Annotated in this window: 18 protein-coding genes and 1 tRNA gene; 11 read left to right on the top strand and 8 right to left on the bottom strand. The window is 64.6% G+C overall.

Going from position 1 to position 17,556, the window contains the following annotated elements; translation table 11 throughout:
• Nucleotides 1–90 precede the first annotated feature (90 nt).
• Both RPS27_RS25535 and RPS27_RS25530 read left to right on the top strand, forming a co-directional pair.
• Nucleotides 91–576 (top strand): DUF192 domain-containing protein, encoded by a 486-nt coding sequence (locus RPS27_RS25535; RefSeq protein ID WP_212066445.1) that lies wholly within the window; start codon nt 91–93, stop codon nt 574–576.
• A gap of 97 nt (nt 577–673) precedes the next feature.
• Nucleotides 674–750, top strand: a tRNA-Pro gene (locus tag RPS27_RS25530).
• A 258-nt stretch (nt 751–1,008) separates the two neighbouring features.
• Here RPS27_RS25530 and RPS27_RS25525 read toward each other — a convergent pair.
• A complete protein-coding gene (locus RPS27_RS25525) occupies nt 1,009–1,251 on the bottom strand; it encodes a hypothetical protein (protein WP_212066457.1) in 243 nt (80 codons plus the stop codon).
• Nucleotides 1,252–1,536: 285 nt separating this feature from the next.
• Between RPS27_RS25525 and RPS27_RS25520 the strand changes: the two genes are divergently transcribed.
• On the top strand, nt 1,537–1,731 hold the full coding sequence (locus RPS27_RS25520; protein WP_194402177.1) for a hypothetical protein: 195 nt from the start codon (nt 1,537–1,539) through the stop codon (nt 1,729–1,731).
• An 84-nt stretch (nt 1,732–1,815) separates the two neighbouring features.
• Here the strand turns inward: RPS27_RS25520 and RPS27_RS25515 are convergent, their stop codons facing one another.
• Both RPS27_RS25515 and RPS27_RS25510 read right to left on the bottom strand, forming a co-directional pair.
• A complete protein-coding gene (locus RPS27_RS25515; protein ID WP_285812594.1) occupies nt 1,816–2,193 on the bottom strand; it encodes a translational machinery protein in 378 nt (125 codons plus the stop codon).
• Between the two features lie 190 nt (nt 2,194–2,383).
• Complete coding sequence (locus RPS27_RS25510) at nt 2,384–3,547, bottom strand: OpgC domain-containing protein (protein ID WP_212066461.1); 1,164 nt, start codon at nt 3,545–3,547, stop codon at nt 2,384–2,386.
• Between the two features lie 256 nt (nt 3,548–3,803).
• On the opposite strand from RPS27_RS25510, the gene RPS27_RS25505 reads away from it, so the two are divergent.
• From RPS27_RS25505 to RPS27_RS25495, 3 genes are all read left to right on the top strand, one after another.
• A complete protein-coding gene (locus RPS27_RS25505) occupies nt 3,804–4,109 on the top strand; it encodes an ETC complex I subunit (protein ID WP_014495449.1) in 306 nt (101 codons plus the stop codon).
• 301 nt (nt 4,110–4,410) lie between these two features.
• Nucleotides 4,411–4,902, top strand: a complete 492-nt coding sequence (locus RPS27_RS25500) for an Lrp/AsnC family transcriptional regulator (protein ID WP_212066463.1) — start codon at nt 4,411–4,413, stop codon at nt 4,900–4,902.
• 277 nt (nt 4,903–5,179) lie between these two features.
• Entirely contained in the window at nt 5,180–5,473 is a 294-nt protein-coding gene (locus RPS27_RS25495; protein WP_212066465.1) for a DUF3551 domain-containing protein, read from the top strand.
• Nucleotides 5,474–5,620: 147 nt separating this feature from the next.
• Here the strand turns inward: RPS27_RS25495 and RPS27_RS25490 are convergent, their stop codons facing one another.
• A complete protein-coding gene (locus RPS27_RS25490) occupies nt 5,621–6,649 on the bottom strand; it encodes an AraC family transcriptional regulator (protein WP_194402172.1) in 1,029 nt (342 codons plus the stop codon).
• A gap of 100 nt (nt 6,650–6,749) precedes the next feature.
• Here RPS27_RS25490 and RPS27_RS25485 point away from each other — a divergent pair, with 100 nt between their 5' ends.
• Genes RPS27_RS25485 through RPS27_RS25470 form a run of 4 tightly spaced genes read left to right on the top strand, consistent with a single transcriptional unit; the run spans nt 6,750 to nt 12,472 of the window.
• Nucleotides 6,750–7,922, top strand: coding sequence for an isovaleryl-CoA dehydrogenase (locus tag RPS27_RS25485; protein ID WP_409517570.1), 1,173 nt, complete (start codon nt 6,750–6,752; stop codon nt 7,920–7,922).
• Between the two features lie 24 nt (nt 7,923–7,946).
• Complete coding sequence (locus RPS27_RS25480) at nt 7,947–9,551, top strand: carboxyl transferase domain-containing protein (protein WP_211417127.1); 1,605 nt, start codon at nt 7,947–7,949, stop codon at nt 9,549–9,551.
• 4 nt (nt 9,552–9,555) lie between these two features.
• Nucleotides 9,556–11,559 carry an acetyl/propionyl/methylcrotonyl-CoA carboxylase subunit alpha gene (locus tag RPS27_RS25475; protein WP_212066467.1) on the top strand — a complete coding sequence of 668 codons (2,004 nt, stop codon included), beginning with the start codon at nt 9,556–9,558 and terminating at the stop codon, nt 11,557–11,559.
• A 1-nt stretch (nt 11,560) separates the two neighbouring features.
• A complete protein-coding gene (locus tag RPS27_RS25470) occupies nt 11,561–12,472 on the top strand; it encodes a hydroxymethylglutaryl-CoA lyase (RefSeq protein ID WP_212066469.1) in 912 nt (303 codons plus the stop codon).
• 160 nt (nt 12,473–12,632) lie between these two features.
• Here RPS27_RS25470 and RPS27_RS25465 read toward each other — a convergent pair whose 3' ends face one another.
• The 4 genes from RPS27_RS25465 to RPS27_RS25450 all read right to left on the bottom strand — a co-directional run bounded on the left by RPS27_RS25465 (nt 12,633) and on the right by RPS27_RS25450 (nt 16,514).
• Entirely contained in the window at nt 12,633–13,559 is a 927-nt protein-coding gene (locus tag RPS27_RS25465) for a dihydrodipicolinate synthase family protein (RefSeq protein ID WP_212066472.1), read from the bottom strand.
• Nucleotides 13,560–13,632: 73 nt separating this feature from the next.
• Nucleotides 13,633–14,616: a TRAP transporter substrate-binding protein gene (locus RPS27_RS25460; RefSeq protein ID WP_212066476.1), complete on the bottom strand. Its 984-nt coding sequence runs from the start codon at nt 14,614–14,616 to the stop codon at nt 13,633–13,635.
• A 24-nt stretch (nt 14,617–14,640) separates the two neighbouring features.
• Entirely contained in the window at nt 14,641–15,906 is a 1,266-nt protein-coding gene (locus RPS27_RS25455) for a TRAP transporter large permease (protein ID WP_194402165.1), read from the bottom strand.
• A complete protein-coding gene (locus RPS27_RS25450) occupies nt 15,906–16,514 on the bottom strand; it encodes a TRAP transporter small permease (RefSeq protein WP_212066652.1) in 609 nt (202 codons plus the stop codon). The genes RPS27_RS25455 and RPS27_RS25450 overlap by 1 nt, the downstream gene beginning before the upstream one ends.
• A 233-nt stretch (nt 16,515–16,747) precedes the next feature.
• On the opposite strand from RPS27_RS25450, the gene RPS27_RS25445 reads away from it, so the two are divergent.
• A complete protein-coding gene (locus tag RPS27_RS25445; protein ID WP_212066478.1) occupies nt 16,748–17,431 on the top strand; it encodes a GntR family transcriptional regulator in 684 nt (227 codons plus the stop codon).
• Nucleotides 17,432–17,556: the final 125 nt, after the last annotated feature.

Here is a 17,556-nt window from a genome sequence, read left to right as displayed (position 1 = left end):
AGAGGCGCGCCGGCAGGCCGGCGCGCCTCTGGCTTTTCCGGCGACCGCCGCGTAAGCACTCGTTCCAGTCCCACGCCTCGAGTGTCTCCCATGAAATTTGATCGAAAGGCTGTCCGGTCCGCTCTGAAGGGCTGGCTCGCCGCCATCCTCGTCATCACCGGCTGTGCCGTCGCCAGCGCGCCCGCCGGCGCCGCCAGCTTCCAGCCGCTGGAGATCGTCACCAAGAACGGCGTGCAGGTGTTCTCGGTCGAAATGGCGACGACTGAGGAGGAGAAGCAGACCGGCCTGATGTACCGCAAGGAGCTTGCGGACGGCAAAGGCATGCTGTTCGACTTCAATCCCGAGCAAGAAATCTCGATGTGGATGAAGAACACCTATGTCTCGCTCGACATGATCTTCATCGGCGCCAACGGCCGCATCCTGCGCATCGCCGAGAACACCGAGCCGCTGTCGACCAGGATTATCTCGTCCAAGGGGCCGGCCCGAGCCGTCCTCGAGGTGGTGGCGGGAACGGCGCAGAAATACGGCATCCGCCCCGGCGACCGCGTCGGCCACCGGCTGTTCGGCAGCAAATAGGGGTGGCCGGCGAGCGGCACTGGCAGCCGTGCTGGCGCTGGTTTGTAAGCTTGCTGGCGCCTTTGGAAGCGTGTATCGACGGGGCTCGCCGGACATTCGGGGTATAGCGCAGCCTGGTAGCGCGGCAGTTTTGGGTACTGCAGGTCGTTGGTTCGAATCCAGCTGCCCCGACCAGTCCCTTCGTTGATTTTCCTGAACTTTTCGCTGCGGTTCTGACCTGATTCTGACAGGCAGTGCGTGACGTCGCTCCGCGACCTCCGTGCGAAGTTTCAAGGAATTGGGGCCGCTGTCCGGCATGGAATTGCCGGCGTCTCATCGAACCTTTGGCTGTCGCCGTAGACATATGTGTGTTGGGGATTTCAGCGCCCAATATCTAAACGGACGCCGCCAAGCGATGATATTCCGCTTGCGCGGCGTTGCGCTTTTCGGACGTCATTCCTGTGAGATCCGGCCGGTCAACCCGATGCGTGCCAGCCCGCCGGAAACGGGACGAACGGCCAGACCATCTGGTTGTCGTTGGCGGCTGTCGGCGGGTCTTGCGCTGGTGTTCTCGCGATCGACGCAGGCGGCGCCGATCGCAGCGCCAGGCGCAGACGTGCACATTGCAAATTCATTGTGGTCGCCCTGACGAACTCTCGAAAATTCAATCGCAAAATTGGACGTCAGCTCAATCAAATAACCACGCGCCCAAGACGGCACGGTCGTTCTCAAATCGTGCGCGCACTCTAGTTAAGTCGGCGCCGGCTTTCAACCGCTCGTGGCTGCATGCCACGGGAGGTAAGGTTGACCGGTTAGGTTAAGGACGAGCGGCTGTTGCGGCCGCTCCGGCGATCATTATCAGATCGGTCTGGGCTCCCGACGGGGGCTGCAAACCGTGCTCTCACAAGACCACAATTCGTCGCGGCGTTCGCATCAGTTGAGGTCTGCGCCAGTGAGTTCTGCGTCAGTGAGTTCTATGCCATGTCTTTCGACCACAATCTCCGAACCGCCGGGCCGCAGTCGAGCTGGAGCGAGATCTGGCACCTCTGGACGGTGATCGTGCCCCGCCGCTCGATCAACGGGCAGCTGGTGTACGGCAAGGTCTGGCGTCGTCACGACGGCCGCGACTGGATCTACAAGAAATTCACGGAGTTCGACGGCGAGGAAGCGGCCTGACGCGATGAGCCCGCAATGAGCCATCACCGCGCCCCGGCTTGTTGCTGAGGCCGTCCGGCCCGGGCCGAATGCCGCTCGTCCGGACTATCCCGGTGCCTGCACGCGCGGCAGCGGCAGTTTGAAATGTCGTTTGGCGTAGGCGATGATTTCGGCGTCCGAGGGATGATCGGCCGCTTCCACCGCAGCAATGCGCTTGGCGATATCGGGCGCGTTGGCGCGAATGTGGTTGGCAAGCTCCGTCTTTGCACTCGCCGGGCCGATGATGAGAATCTCCCCGGCATCGGCGAGGGCTTTGCTCACTTCAGCGTAGAACGCCTTGTCGGGCGCGGCGTGACCGCTGCCGACGGCGTTCGCTTTGTGATGAAGATGACGCGTCGCCAACTGCGGGTGCAACGTGATTTCGTCGGAGCCGCTCAGGCCGAGATGGAAGATCCTTGCCTGCGAATGGTCGATCCATACCACGGCGTGAAAATGAGAGGGCATGTGCTTTGAGCCTTGTCCGAGGGAAGGCCGCCGACATCGGTGCGGCGGCGCCTTGTCGCGACGACATTAGGCCGGTTGGCGCCACCCCCGGTTGACCCAGGTCAATCGATCCCGGTCGACGGCCGTCGAGCCGACCAAACGGCGTGCTCCGAACGGCAGCGTTCCGTGCTCAGGACGCGGTGGCCGGCTTCGGCGGTGGCGGCTTCAGCGGCTTGTCCTGCTTCTTTGACCACGAGATGTAATAGGCCACCGTCGTCATGATCGCAATGCCGGCGACGCTGACGAAGATCTGCGCGAGCAGCGAGCCCGAGCTCATCGACAGCTCGAAATGGCCGACGAAGGACAGGAACACGCCGACGCAGAACACGGCGAGCGACTGCTGGCCGCAGACGATCAGGGGATCGAACACCTTCCATTCCAGCCCCGGCCATTCCTTCGGCACGAAGCGGATCACCAGGATCACGATCACGACGAAGTGGATGAAGCGATAGGGCGCGAGGTTGGTCTTGTCGTTCGGGTTGAAGGCCGAGAACAGCCATTCCGGGAACATGCCGCCGAAGGCGGGGAAGCGGCCCGCCATGGTCATGACCAGCGCGAACAGGAGATAGCCGAGGCAGAGATAGAGCGTGACCGGCGCGTTGATCAGCGTCATCGAACGCCGCGCGCCGCCCATCGCACACCAGGCGCCGAACACGAACAGCACCTGCCAGCAATACGGGTTGAAGTACCACTGGCCGGCCGGATAGGCGTTCAGATTCCAGCCGAAGTGACGCGCGACCAGCCACAGAACGATCGACAGCACCATCGTCACGTCGGGCTTGCGCAGCATGAACCACAGCACCGGCGGAAACAGCCCCATCAGCACGATGTAGAGCGGCAGCACGTCGAGATTGAGCGGCTTGAAGCGGAGGAACAGGCCCTGGCGCAGCGTCTCGGTGGCGTTGTCGACGAGGCCGGCGACGTTGAACTCGTTGATCATCTCGCTGTCGCCGAAGCGCAGCGCCAGATAGCTGATCGAGGCGATATAGATCACGAACAGGATGATGTGGGCGACGTAGAGCTGCCAGACCCGCTTGGTCAGCCGGGTGGCGCCGACGAGGAAGCCGCGGTCCAGCATCATCCGCGCGTAGACGAAGGAGGCGGTGTAGCCGGAGATGAAGACGAACAGATCGGCGGCGTCGGAAAAGCCGTAATTGCGCGTCGTGATCCAGTTCACGACGTTGTCGGGGATGTGGTCGAGGAAGATCGCCCAGTTCGCGACGCCGCGAAACAGGTCGAGCCGGAGATCGCGGCCTTTGTCGGGAAGCGTGGCGTTGATGTTCAGGAAGGCCATGCGAGGGGAGCTCTCGAGGGGGGCGGACAGGCTGAGGTGGGGGAGACGGTGCCGCCGGGCGGGATCCCGGCGCGGAAGGCGGGTACGCAATTGTCACGGTGCAGCATAATGACTATACCGTCGCAGAGGCTACGGGGGCCGGAATCACCAAGCAGTTCCCAACCGGTGTCTCTATACTATCCCTGAGGTTTGCACCAACTGCCACCCTGACGCATCGAAATCGAACGAAAGACGAAAAGCGAGGCCCGGACCACCCATGACCGCACGCATTTTCAAGCCCGCCAAGAACGCGATGCAATCCGGCCGGTCCAAGACGAAGGAATGGCAGCTGGACTACGAGCCGGAGCAGCCGCGCTCGGTCGAGCCGCTGATGGGCTGGACCTCGTCGGGCGACATGAAGCAGCAGATCACGCTCCGCTTCCACAGCAAGGAAGAGGCGGTCGCCTATTGCGAGCGCAAGGGCATCGCCTACCAGGTCATTGAGCCGCAGGATTCGATCCGCCGCCCGGTCGCTTACGCCGACAATTTCTCGTTCCGTCGCGGCGAGCCCTGGACGCACTAACCGCCTGAATCCACTTACGCCGAATTCGTCATGCCGGGCTTGGCCCGCCTGCGCGGCCGAAGCCGCTTCGGCGAGGCGAAGGCCCGGGCATCCACGTTTTGGGCGCCGAAGAAAGAACGTGGAAGGTCGGGACAAAGGCGAGCGGAAAGCGACGCCGTCCTTCGGACGGCTATGCCCGGCCATGACGCTGAGAGGTGTGCTGCTCGAACACGGGCGCGCCATGCGCAGCTCCAGCCTCTTGGCACCAATTCCGCCGCGTGCTTCGCTGGCGGCCGTGACAGGCTCATGACGAGGGCAGGGGATGGCGGGGCGTGAGCAGCTCGACGGCGTCGATCTGAAGATCTTATCCGAGCTGCAGCAGGACGGGCGGGTGCGCAACAACGAGCTGGCGCTGCGCGTCGGCGTGTCCGCGCCGAACTGCCTGCGGCGGCTGAAATCGCTGTTCAGCCGCGGCGTGATCCGCGCGGTGCGGGCCGTCCTCGACGAGCGTCGGCTTGGCTATGAGGTGGTCTCGTTCGTCTGGATCCAGCTGGGCAGCCAGGCGCAGCCGGTGCTGGAGGCGTTCGAGAGCTCGATATCGGCGATCCCGCGCATCCAGCAGTGCTGGCGGATTTCCGGCGACACCGACTATCTCCTGAAATGTGTCGCGCCGAGCGTCGAGAGCATGCGCCAGCAGCTTCTGCATTTCGCGGCGATGCCCGACGTGAAGAACGTCCGCAGCTTCCCGGTGCTGGGTGTTGCCAAGGACGTGCCGCTGCCGCTGCAGGATGACGCGGCAGCGTCTGCGCGTTAGCAGGTCACACCACCGGGCGAGCCGCATCGCATTTGGATCAATTGCGAACAAGTCGGAGGCGATCGTCTTCGGCCTGGCCGGCCTGCACAGGCGCGCTGCATCGGCATTATATTGCTGATTAGATCACCTAACTGAGAAATGTGATTATCACATCCCTGCAATGCGCTGAGCCGTGATTGATGGTTCCGTCGATTGGCCTACATGCGGGGGATGAGCGATCGACGCGCGTCGCATGTCGGGAGCTCTTTGTGGGACTTCCTAACTAGGACAAGACAACATGACCTCGGTTTCGAAAACGTTCGCAGTTTCCGCGGCGACGCTGTTTGCGTCTGCGTTTCTGGTGCTGACGGCGCCGACTGCGAAAGCGGAAGATTATTGCATCACGAATGGCGCCCAGGCCGCTCACGGCTGCGGCTATCCGACGATGGAGGCTTGCCGCGCCGCTGCCGGCGGTATCGGTGGCGTGTGCGCGCAGAGCGGTGGCGCCAAGACCAACGACGCGCTGGCCTTCCAACCGAAGCAGGCAAAGCATCCCAAGCTTCGGCCCGGCGCGCAGACCAATTCGAATTGACCGGGTTCGGACTGGTGGCTTCGACCTTTACGGCCTTCGGGATCATCCCGGAGGCCGTAAACGTCTGAGGGGCAGGTCGCTGCGGCGGAGCGCCCACGCCCCCGGCATCGTGCCGGATAGGCGCAATGCGCTCTTGCCGATGACCTCTTAGCGATACCGCCCGCGAAACTCGCGTGGGCTTGCGCCGGTCCAGCTGCGAAAGGCGCGGGAAAAGCTCTTCTCGTTGCGGAAGCCTGCGATCTCGGCGATCCGCTTGATCGGCGTGCGGCCGCGCATCAGCTCCTGCTTTGCCAATTCGAATTTCGCCTCCTCCTTGAGATCGCGCAGCGAGGTTGCTTCCTCGCGCAGGCGGCGATGCATGGTGCGGGTGGAGAGCGCAAGCTCGCTTGCGACATCCTCGGCGCCGAGGCTGCGACCGCGCGCATGACGGAGCACGCGGCGGACACGCTCGACCAGCAGCCGGTCGCGCCGATAGGGCAGCACGGTCAGCCTGAGCGCACCCTTGAGCATGTTGTCGAGATCGCTCGGACTGCGCGTCAGCGGCAGCGAGAGATAGTGCTTGTCGAAGACGATGCGGGCGCGGTCGGCATCGAAACGGATGTTCCGGCAGAAGATGGTCGGATAGACCGAGACATGGCCAGGCTCGGCGTGCGGGAATTCCGCGGCGCGCAGCGCGATCCTGGAGTCGACGGCCCAACAGGAGAAGCCGAGCACGTAGCGAAGCAGCGTGACCAGGCAGAATTCGCGCAACGCCCCGAGATCGCGCAGCTCCCGGATGGAGACCTCCGCGGTCTCCTCGCCGACCTCGAGGTCGAGCAGCACGTCCTCGGTGATCAGGCGATGATGCCGACACCAGCGCTTGAGCGCGACCTCCAGCGTCGGCGCCGTGATCGAGGCGCGGCAAAGCATGCCGTATGTGCCGAACGGCAGGCGCCGCGAGAACCAGCCGAGCGCTTCGTCGTCGAGCTCGCGCATGGCATGGCCCGCCAGGGCCTCGAACTGGGCTGCCGTGATCCGCCCGTCCGGAGAATTGACAAGGTCTGGCGCTACCTGACCCCGGCTGAGCGCCTCGGCCGGATCGCGGCCGTACCGTTCGTAGGCGGCAACCACGCCGCGGACGAAGGCGGCAGGGGTGACGGCGCGGCGCGGGATCGCGGTTGCGGCTTGAAAGGGCATTGGAAAATCCTCGCCAAGTTTGGCGGAAAATGCAACCTTTTCGACCGCAGAAGGGCCCTGACCCCGCTAGGTTCGGTCCCCAAAATACGGAGGAATCGTCTTGAACATCCCGAGCATCGATTTCGATCTGGGCGAAGACATCGGCATGCTGCGCGACACGCTGCGCGCGTTCGTGGAGGCGGAGATCACCCCGCGCGCCGCCGAGATCGAGAAGGCCAATCTGTTCCCGGCCGACCTGTGGAAGCGTTTCGGCGACCTCGGCCTGCTCGGAATGACCGCGCCGGAGCAATATGGCGGCTCCAGCATGGGCTATCTCGCCCATATCGTCGCGATGGAAGAGATTTCGCGCGGCTCGGCCGCGGTCGGGCTGTCCTACGGCGCCCATTCCAACCTCTGCGTCAACCAGATCCGCCGCAACGGCAACGACGCGCAGCGCCAGCGCTATCTGCCGAAGCTGATCTCCGGCGAATATGTCGGCGCGCTCGCGATGTCGGAGCCCGGCGCCGGCTCCGACGTGGTCTCGATGAAGCTGCGCGCCGACAAGCGCGGCGACCGCTACGTGCTCAACGGCTCAAAGATGTGGATCACCAATGGCGGCGACGCCGACGTGCTGGTGGTCTACGCCAAGACCGATCCGGAGGCCGGCCCGCGCGGCATGACGGCTTTCCTCGTCGAGAAGGGCTTCAAGGGCTTCACTCACGGCCAGCATCTCGACAAGCTCGGCATGCGCGGCTCCAACACCTATCCCTTGTTCTTCGACGAGTGCGAGGTGCCGGAGGAGAACGTGATCGGCAAGGTGGGCGAGGGCGTCAAGGTGCTGATGTCCGGCCTCGACTATGAGCGTGCGGTGCTGTCCGGCGGCCCCCTCGGAATCATGGCGGCCTGCATGGATGCGGTGGTGCCCTACATGCACGAACGCAAGCAGTTCGGCCAGCCGATCGGCGATTTCCAACTGATGCAGGGCAAGCTCGCGGACATGTATGCAACCTGGCAGGCCACGCGCGCCTATGTCTATGCGGTCGGGCGCGCCTGCGACCGCGCCGACCACGCGCGAACCCTGCGCAAGGACGCGGCTGCCGCGATCCTCTATTCCGCCGAGAAGGCGACCTGGATGGCGGGCGAGGCGATCCAGGCGCTCGGCGGCGTCGGCTACACCAGCGAATTCCCCGTGGGACGTCTGTGGCGTGACGCAAAACTCTACGAGATCGGCGCCGGGACTTCGGAAGTGCGCCGGATGCTGATCGGCCGCGAACTGATGGCCGAGACGGCTTAAGACCTCCACACAATTGGGATCATCATGCCGCTTCATTCCAGCATCGATACCTCTTCATCTGACTTTGCGCGCAATGCCGAGGCCATGCGCGGCCTCGTCGCAGACTTGCGCGAAAAGCTCGCCCAAGTCGCTGGCGGCGGCGGCGAGGCTTCGCGCAACCGTCACACATCGCGTGGCAAGATGCTGGCGCGTCAGCGCGTCGACCTGCTGGTCGATCCCGGCACTGCGTTCATGGAGCTGTCGCCGCTCGCGGCCTACGGCCTCTACGGCGGCGACGTGCATTCGGCGAGCGTCGTGACGGGGGTGGGGCGCATCGCGGGGCGCGAATGCGTCATCGTCGCCAATGATGCCACCATCAAGGGCGGCACCTATTACCCCATGACGGTGAAGAAGCATCTGCGCGCCCAGGACATCGCGCGGCAGAACAACCTTCCCTGCGTCTATATGGTGGATTCCGGCGGCGCCTTCCTGCCGCTGCAGGACGAGATATTTCCGGACGAGCGGCATTTCGGCCGCATCTTCTACAATCAGGCGCAAATGTCCTCAGCTGGCATTCCCCAGGTCGCGATCGTGATGGGCTCCTGCACCGCCGGCGGCGCCTATGTTCCCGCGATGTCGGACGAGAGCATCATCGTACGCAACCAGGGCACCATCTTCCTCGGCGGCCCGCCGCTGGTGAAGGCCGCGACCGGCGAGGTCGTCAGCGCCGAGGAGCTCGGAGGCGCCGATGTGCATTCGCGGCAATCGGGCGTCACCGACCATTACGCCCAGAACGATGCCCACGCGATCGGTATCGCCCGGCGTATCGTAGGGACGCTGAAGCCATCCACGCGGCCGAACCTCAACATGCACAAGCCGCGCGATCCGCTGTTTGCCGCGGAGGAGATCTATGGCGTGGTGCCGGTCGACGGCCGCAAGCCGTTCGACGTGCGCGACATCATCGCGCGTGTCGTCGACGGTTCCGAGTTCGACGAGTTCAAGAAGCTCTATGGCACGACGCTGGTGTGCGGTTTCGCCCATATCTGGGGCTATCCGGTCGGCATCATCGCCAACAACGGTATCCTGTTCAGCGAGAGCTCGCTGAAGGGCGCGCATTTCATCGAGCTGTGCTGCCAGCGCGGCATTCCCCTGGTGTTCCTGCAGAACATCACGGGCTTCATGGTCGGCAAGAAATACGAGGCCGGCGGCATCGCCCGCGACGGTGCCAAGCTGGTGACGGCGGTTGCGACCGCCTCGGTGCCGAAATTCACCGTCGTGATCGGCGGCTCCTACGGCGCCGGCAATTACGGCATGTGCGGCCGCGCCTACTCGCCGCGCTTCCTGTGGATGTGGCCGAACGCGCGCATTTCGGTGATGGGCGGCGAGCAGGCCTCGATGGTGCTGAGCCAGGTCCGCCGCGACAATATCGAGGCCAAGGGCGATAGCTGGTCGAAGGACGAGGAAGAGACATTCCGCAAGCCCATCCGAGACCAGTATGAGAGCCAGGGGCATCCGTATTACGCCACTGCGCGGCTGTGGGACGACGGCGTGATCGACCCCGCCGACACGCGCCTCGTGCTCGGCCTTGGCCTCTCGGCGGCGTCGAATGCGCCGATCGAGCCGACGAAATTCGGCCTGTTCAGGATGTGATGCGATGGACCGCTCAAAGCTCTACCGGCGTTTTCGCACGCTCCTGATCGCCAACCGCGGCGAGATCGCCTGCCGCGTCATCCGCACCGCCCGCGCCATGGGCCTGCGCACGGTTGCGGTCTATTCCGAGGCCGACCGCGATGCGATGCATGTCGCGCTCGCGGACGAGGCCGTGCTGCTCGGGCCCGCGCGCGCCCGCGACAGCTATCTCAATATCCAGCGGCTGATCGAGGCGGCGCGCAAGACCGGCGCCGAAGCCGTGCATCCCGGCTATGGTTTCCTGTCGGAGAATGCCGAGTTCGCACAGGCCTGTTACGAATCCGGCCTCGTCTTCGTCGGCCCGACCGCCGAGATGATGAATGCGATGGGCTCGAAATCGGGCTCCAAGGCGCTGATGGAGAAGGCCGGCGTGCCGCTGGTGCCCGGCTATCACGGCGAAGCCCAGGACGATGCGACGCTGGCGAAGGCGGCCGAGAAAGTCGGATTCCCTATCCTGGTGAAGGCGTCCGCCGGCGGCGGTGGCCGCGGCATGCGCATCGTGCGCTCGGCAGACGAACTCGGGCCCGCAATCGTCAGCGCCAAGCGCGAGGCAAAGGCCGCGTTTGGCGACGACCGCATGCTGATCGAAAAATATGTCGACAATCCCCGGCATATCGAAGTGCAGGTGATCGGCGACAGCCACGGCAACCTCTTGTCGCTGTTCGAGCGCGAATGCACGTTGCAGCGCCGGCACCAGAAGGTGATCGAGGAGGCGCCGTCGCCGACGCTCAACGCCGCCCAGCGCGAGACCGTCTGCGCCGCCGCGCGAAAGGCGGCAGGCGCGGTGAACTATGTCGGCGCGGGCACGATCGAGTTCGTCTCCGACGGCAAGGACGTCTTCTTCATCGAGATGAACACGCGCCTGCAGGTCGAGCATCCCGTGACCGAGCTGATCACGGGCATCGACCTCGTCGAATGGCAATTGCGCGTCGCCTTCGGCGAGGCACTGCCGCTCAAGCAGGACGAGATCAAGCTCAACGGCCATGCCGTCGAGGCACGCGTCTACGCGGAAAATCCGACCAAGAATTTCATGCCGTCGGTCGGCCGGATTTCGACCTGGCGGCTGCCGGAGGAAACCGGCGGCCTGCGCATCGATGCCGGCTATCGCGAGGGCGACAGCGTCTCTCCGTATTACGACGCGATGCTCGCCAAGATGATCGCATGGGCGCCGACGCGCGATGTCGCGATCGAGCGGCTGAACAGGGGTCTGGAAGAGTCCGACGTTCGCGGCATCGTCACCAACATCCCGTTCCTGTCGGCGCTGATGACGCACCCGAAGGTGCGGGCCAATGCGATCGACACCGGCTTCATCGAGCGCGAGCTCGCCGTTCTGACGTCTGCGTCGCCGGCGCCCGGAGAACTCGAGCTGTGCGCCGCGGTGGCCGCTGTGATCAACGACGAGCGACAGGCGGCGCAGGCGGAGGCGCATTCGCCCTGGCAAACATTCGGCTGGCAGCCGGTCGGCCGTCGCCAGCGCAGTTTTGCCTTTCGTGTCGGCCATGGCCAGGAGCAGAAGATCATCCTGAACTACGGCAGCGGGCCGTCGACGCTGGTGATCGGGGAGCGCGAGCTGGCGTTCACGATTGCCGCGAAGGATGGCGGCTTCGATCTGACACTCGATGGCGTGCAATCGTCCGTAGCGGCCGTGATCGACGGCCATGAGCTGTATCTGCGCACGCGCAACGGCCGCTTCGACCTGCATTGGGTCGATCCGTTCGGGGGCGAGAGCGAGGAGCACACCGGCGAGGACAAGATTGCGGCGCCGCTGCCGGGGACCGTTGTCGCCGTGCTGGCCGAGGAGGGGGCGACGCTCGAAAAGGGGGCACCGATCCTCACCCTCGAGGTGATGAAGATGGAGCAGACGCTGCGCGCGCCCTATGCCGGCGTGCTGAAGTCCGTCAAGTGCAAGGTCGGCGACATCGTGCAGGAGGGCATCGAGCTTGCCGTGGTCGAGCCTGCGGGAGAGTGACATGAGCGACCAGGTCCGCATCGTCGAAATGGGGCCGCGCGACGGGCTTCAGAACGAAAAGGTTCCGGTCAACGTCGAAGCCCGCATCGTCTTCATCGAGGCCCTGGTCGCGGCTGGCCTCGATACGGTCGAGGTCGGCGCCTTCGTCTCGCCCAAGGCGATCCCGCAAATGGCAAGCTCGGATGCCGTGCTGCGCGGTATCGCCCACGTGACGGGCGCTGAATTCCACGTGCTGGTGCCGAACGAGAAGGGCTACGATGCCGCGCGCGCCGCGGGCGCGAAGGTGGTCTCGGTGTTCGCAGCGGCCTCCGAAGGCTTTTCGCGGGCCAACATCAATTGCACCGTCGCCGAGTCTATCGAGCGCTTCAAGCCGGTGCTGGCGCGCGCCAGGGCCGACGGCATACCGGTGCGCGGCTATATCTCCTGCGTGCTGGGCTGCCCGTTCGATGGGGAGATCAAGCCGAAGGCCGTCGCTGATCTCGCGCGCACGCTGTTCGACCTCGGCTGCTACGAGATCTCGCTCGGCGACACCATCGGCGTCGGCACGCCAGCCAAGGCGAAGGAGATGCTGCGCGCGGTTGCCGCCAACGTTCCCCCCGCAAAGCTGGCAATGCATTTCCACGACACTTACGGCCAGGCCCTCGCCAATCTCTATGCCGGGATGGAGGAGGGCGTCCGCGTCATCGATGCCGCGGCCGGCGGTCTCGGCGGCTGTCCCTACGCGCCGGGCGCGACCGGCAACGTCGCGACCGAGGACGTCGTCTACATGCTCGAAGGCATGGGCATCAGGACCGGCGTCGACATGGACAAGCTGCTGGCGGCGACGAACGCGATGGCCGGTGTGCTGGGCAAGCCGCCGGTGAGCCGCGTGGCGTCGGCGCTGAATGCGAAGAGGAAGCGGGCGGCTTCCTAGGTCGCCGTCATTGCGAGCGTAGGTGCCGTGGGGTGGGCAAAGGCGCATAGCGCCGTGCCCACCATCTCTTCATGATAGAGCCAGGTGGTGGGCACGCTCCCGCCTTCGCTCTTTGAGCTACGGCGGACAAGTCGCTTTGCCCACCCTAGGAGGCCTGCCCTCACGCCGCCTTCAGGCCGACATCCGGCAGGCGCGGCCGGTTCTTCAGCGCCTTGGCCATCATGGCCTCGACCTCGGCCTTCTCGTGCGGCAGCAGCGCGAGGCGGGGCGGGCGGGTCAGCGCGGTGCCGCGGCCCATGATGTGCTCGCACAGCTTGATGCACTGGACGAGGTCGGGGCGCGCGTCGAGATGCAAGAGCGGCATGAACCATTCGTAGAGCGGCATGGCTTCGGCGAAGCGGCCGGCCTTGGCGAGGCGGAACAGCGTCTCGCCCTCACGCGGAAACGCATTCGACATGCCGGAGACCCAGCCCACCGCGCCCATGGCGACGCTCTCGACGATGACGTCGTCGAGGCCGGCGAACAGCACGAAGCGGTCGCCGACCATGTTGCGGGTGTCGATGAAGCGCCGCGTGTCGCCGGAGGAGTCCTTGAAGCAGACGACCGTTTCGACGTCCGCCAGCGAGGCCAGGATGTCGGGGGTGACATCGTTCTTGTAGATCGGCGGATTGTTGTAGAGCATCACCGGCAGGTCGGTTGCGCTCGCGACGGCGCGGAAATGAGCGGCGGTCTCGTGCGGCTTGGACGAATAGACCAGCGCGGGCATCACCATGACGCCGTCGATACCGACGCGCGCGGCTTCCTTGGCGGTCTCGACCGCGAAGGCCGTGGTGAATTCGGCAATGCCGCACAGCACGGGCACGCGGCCGGCCGCGACCGATTTGGCGGTCTCCATGATCGCGACCTTCTCCTTGCGCTCGAGCGAGGTGTTCTCGCCGACCGAGCCGCAGACGATCAGGCCGGAGACACCATCGCGGATCAACCCGTCCATCACCTTCGCAGTTGCATCGATATTGAGCGACAGGTCGTCATTGAATTGGGTGGTGACGGCCGGGAAGACGCCTTCCCAGGTAACGCGGCGGCTCATGAGTTCACTCCAAGTGTATTGCCGGCGGGGGGCTGGGGCCGCCGGTCGTGGCGAAATAGGGATGACGGATGGTTCAGAGCGTCGCGCCGACCTTGCGCAGTTCGGCGAGGACGGGCGCCTTGGGCAGCCAGATCTTGTCGAACTCGGCAATGACGGCCTCGGTGTCGCCGGCCGGGACCTGGCGGATCGGGATCGGGGCGTTCTTGAAGTTCTCGATCAGCGTTGGCTCGTTGCCGGCCAGCTCGTCGATCTGCGCGTCCAGCGTCGACTTCACCAGCTTGGTGATCAGCTCGCGATCGGCTGGCGGCAGCGACTGCCAGACCCGGCCGGAGACGACGGCCGCCATCGGCATGAAGACGGCGTTCATCTGCAGAATGACCTTGGAGACTTTGTCGAAGCGCTGGTTCCAGGAGAATTCGAGATCGGCCTCGAGGCCGTCGACCTGGCCGTTGGCCATGGCGTCGAACACCTGCGGCGTCGGGATCGGGGTGGGCGCCGCCCCCAGCGAGGAATAGAAATCGCGATAGACCGGCGTCGGGTTGATGCGCAGCTTCATGCCCTTGATGTCGGCGAGCGAATTCAGGTCCCTGGACGAGAACACCGCGCGCATGCCGGTGATGCCCCAGCCGAGTCCGATCGTGCCGGTCTCCTGCGGCAGCACCTCAAACAGTTTGACCGCCGCCGGATGCCGCACGAATTTCGCTACCGCCGGCGTCGAGCGCACGATGTAGGGCGCGTTGATCGCAGCGATATGCGGCACGCGTGAGCCGAGCTCGGCGGCCTGGATGAAGCCCATGTCGAGGGCGCCGGACTGCAATTGCTGCATCATCGCGGTCTCGTTGCCGAGCTGGCCGGAGTGAAACACGGTCAAGGTCAGGCGACCATTGGAGGCGGCCTTGAGCTCGTCGCCGAACTTGAGCGCGGCCTTGTTCCAGGAGTGACCGTTCGGCGTGATCAGGCCCAGGCGGAATTCCTTGGCCTGGGCCAGCGCCAGCGACGGTGCGAACACCGATGCGGCAGCACTGGCGGCGAGAAAGCGGCGGCGTGACAACGGCATGGTCGGGCTTCCTTTTGAACGAGCCTATTTGACGAGGATCAGCGAGAGCGAGGGGTAGAGCGAGAGCAGCACCAGGAGGACGCAGGAGATGACGAAGAACGGCAGCGTCACCATGAACATCTTGCCGGGCTTGGCGCCGGTGACGGCGGCCGCGACGAAGAAGCAGAGCCCGACCGGCGGCGACAGCAGGCCGAGCACCAGGTTGATCACGACCACCACGCCAAAATGCCTGGGATCGATGTGATAGACCTCGGTCGCAACGGGCAGCAGGATCGGCACCGTCATGATCAGGCCGGGGATGCCGTCGATCACCGTGCCGATCACCAGCAGGATGACGTTGCAGATCAGCATGAAGCTGACTGGGTCTTTCGCTGCCGTCTGGATCCAGGCGGCGGTCTCCTGCGGCACCTTGCCGAAGATCAGGACCCAGGAGAACACGGCCGCGGCCGCGACCAGGAACAGCACGATCGCCGAATAGATCGCGCTGCGCAGCATCATCTGCGGCAGCTGGGAGAACTCGAATTCCTTGGTCCAGAACTTTCCGACCAGCGCGGCGGCGACCGCGCCGACGGCGGCGGATTCGGTCGCGTTGGCGAGGCCGCCAAGAATGGTGCCGACGATGACGATCGGGATCAGCAGCGTCGGTGACGTCCGCAGGATCGTCATGACGCGCTGGCGCGGCGTCTGATAATCCGCGCGCGGATAGTTGTAGATGTAGCCCATCAGCGCGATGACGAGGCAGAACATCACGGTGAGGATGACGCCCGGCACGATACCGGCGATCAGCATGTCGCTGACCGAGACCTGCGCCAGCACGCTATAGACCACGAACATCACCGATGGCGGGATGATCGGACCGAGCATGCCGCCATAGGCGGTGAGGCCGGCCGCGAAGGTCTTGTCATAGCCCTTCTTCTCCATCTCCGGCACCATGATCTGCGCCATGATCGCGACCTGCGCGGTCGCCGATCCCAGGATGGAGGAGATGAACATGTTGGCGAGGATGTTGACGTAGGCGAGGCCGCCCTTGAGCGAGCCGACGAACGCCATCGCCATGTCGACGATGCGACGGGTGATGCCGCCGCCGTTCATGATCTCGCCGATCAGGATGAAGAGCGGAATGGCGATCAGGCCATAGCTGTCGACGCCGCCGAACAGCTGCAGCGGGTAGGACTGGAACAGCACCGGATTGCCTGACGCCGCGATGTAGACAAGGCCGGCGAGGCAGAGGCAAAGGCCGATCGGCACGCCGACCAGCATGAATGCCATGAAGGCCGCTGACGTAACCATCAATTGACCCCGTCGAGCTCGGAGAGCTGAAAACCGCTCAGCTTCGTGCGCGGCACCAATCCAAGGTCTTCCAGGAGATTGGCGAGGCCGTGGATGGTCATGGACACCGCGAAGATCGGGAGCGTCAGGTACATCACCCAGGTCGGCCAGTTCAGCGTCTGGGTCCGCTCGGTGTAGAGGAAGTTGAAGGTCTCGCCTGCCAGCTTGCGCCCGTCGAAGCCGACCCGGGCAAGGCCGACCGGGTCCATCCAGAGCACGCAGGTGACGATCAAAGCGAGGCCGAACACGACGACGAGGCCGGTCGAGATCACCTTGGCGATCTTCTGGTGCTGCGGCGAAAGCCGCTCCGTCAACATGGTCACGGCGAAATCGAGCCGCAGCCGGGTCATCGCGGATGCCCCGATGAAGGTCAGCCAGACCACGCAATAGACAGCGGATTCGTCGATCCAGTAGATCGGGAAATGCGAGTAGCGGGTGACGACGTTCACCAGGATCAGGCCGGTGAGCAGATACATCAGGCCCATCAGCGCCAGCCGCTCGAAGGCAAGGAGGGCGCTCGACATCCGGACGATCGTACGTCGGACGCTGAGCGCGCGCGTGGCCGGCATCGTCTGCTCGATCATGAAGGCCCCAACCCCCGAAAGATTTATCGTGCGATTATCAAATGTATAATTTATACATTTTGGGAGTCAAACGGAGATTGCGGTCATTTCGGCGTCACCCCGCGCTTTTGCTGGGCACCTCGTTTTTGTGGCCTGGTTGGCTTTTGCCGGGCACCCCGCCATGCAAGACAGGGACCGCGTCGACTGAGCGAGTCGGAAAAAGGACAACAGAAGGTCAGATGAAGCAGCCTCTGAAGCATCGCACCCTGTCGGCCGCGATCGTCGACCAGCTCAGGCAGGCGATCCTCGACGGCACCTATCCGGCGGGATCGCAGCTGCGCCAGGACGCGCTCGGCGAGGCCTATGGCGTCAGCCGCATTCCGGTCCGCGAAGCGCTGTTCCAGCTCGAGGCCGAAGGCCTGGTGCGGATCGTGCCGCAGAAGGGCGCCATCGTCTCGGAGCTGTCGCTGGACGAGATCAACGACGTGTTCGATCTCCGCTGCATTCTGGAGCCGCGCCTGCTGGCGCAGTCGGCGCCGCATTTCTCCGCCGACGATTTCGACGCGCTCGACGACATCCACAGGCAGTTTGAGAAGGCGATCAAGGCCAAGAATGTCAGCGATTGGGGCCAGCTCAACGCCGACTTCCATTTGGCGCTCTATATGCACGCCCCGCAGCCGCGGACCCGCGCGATCGTGTTGTCATTGCTGCAGACCAGCGACCGCTACACGCGCCTGCAGCTCTCCAACACCAAGGCGATGGGGACGGCCGAGAAAGAGCACGCTCACCTGATCGCGCTATGCCGCGCCCAGAAGGTCGAGGAGGCCTGCCGATTCCTGGAGCGGCACATCGAGGCCGTGCGCAAGGATCTGCTGCAGGTTGTCGCAATCGCGCCGAAGGGGCGGCGGAAGGAGAAATCGTAGGGTGGGTTGAATTTGCCAAGCGTAACCCACCACTGTTCATCTCTCAGGAGAGAGAAGAGGTGGATTACGCCCAGCGACTGCGCTTCGCGCAGCCGCCGGTCTAACCCACCCTACGGCAGTTGTGG

It is taken from the genome of Bradyrhizobium sp. WYCCWR 12699, assembly GCF_032144035.1.
GTDB lineage: Bacteria > Pseudomonadota > Alphaproteobacteria > Rhizobiales > Xanthobacteraceae > Bradyrhizobium.
This window is presented reverse-complemented; position numbering and strand designations above follow the sequence as displayed.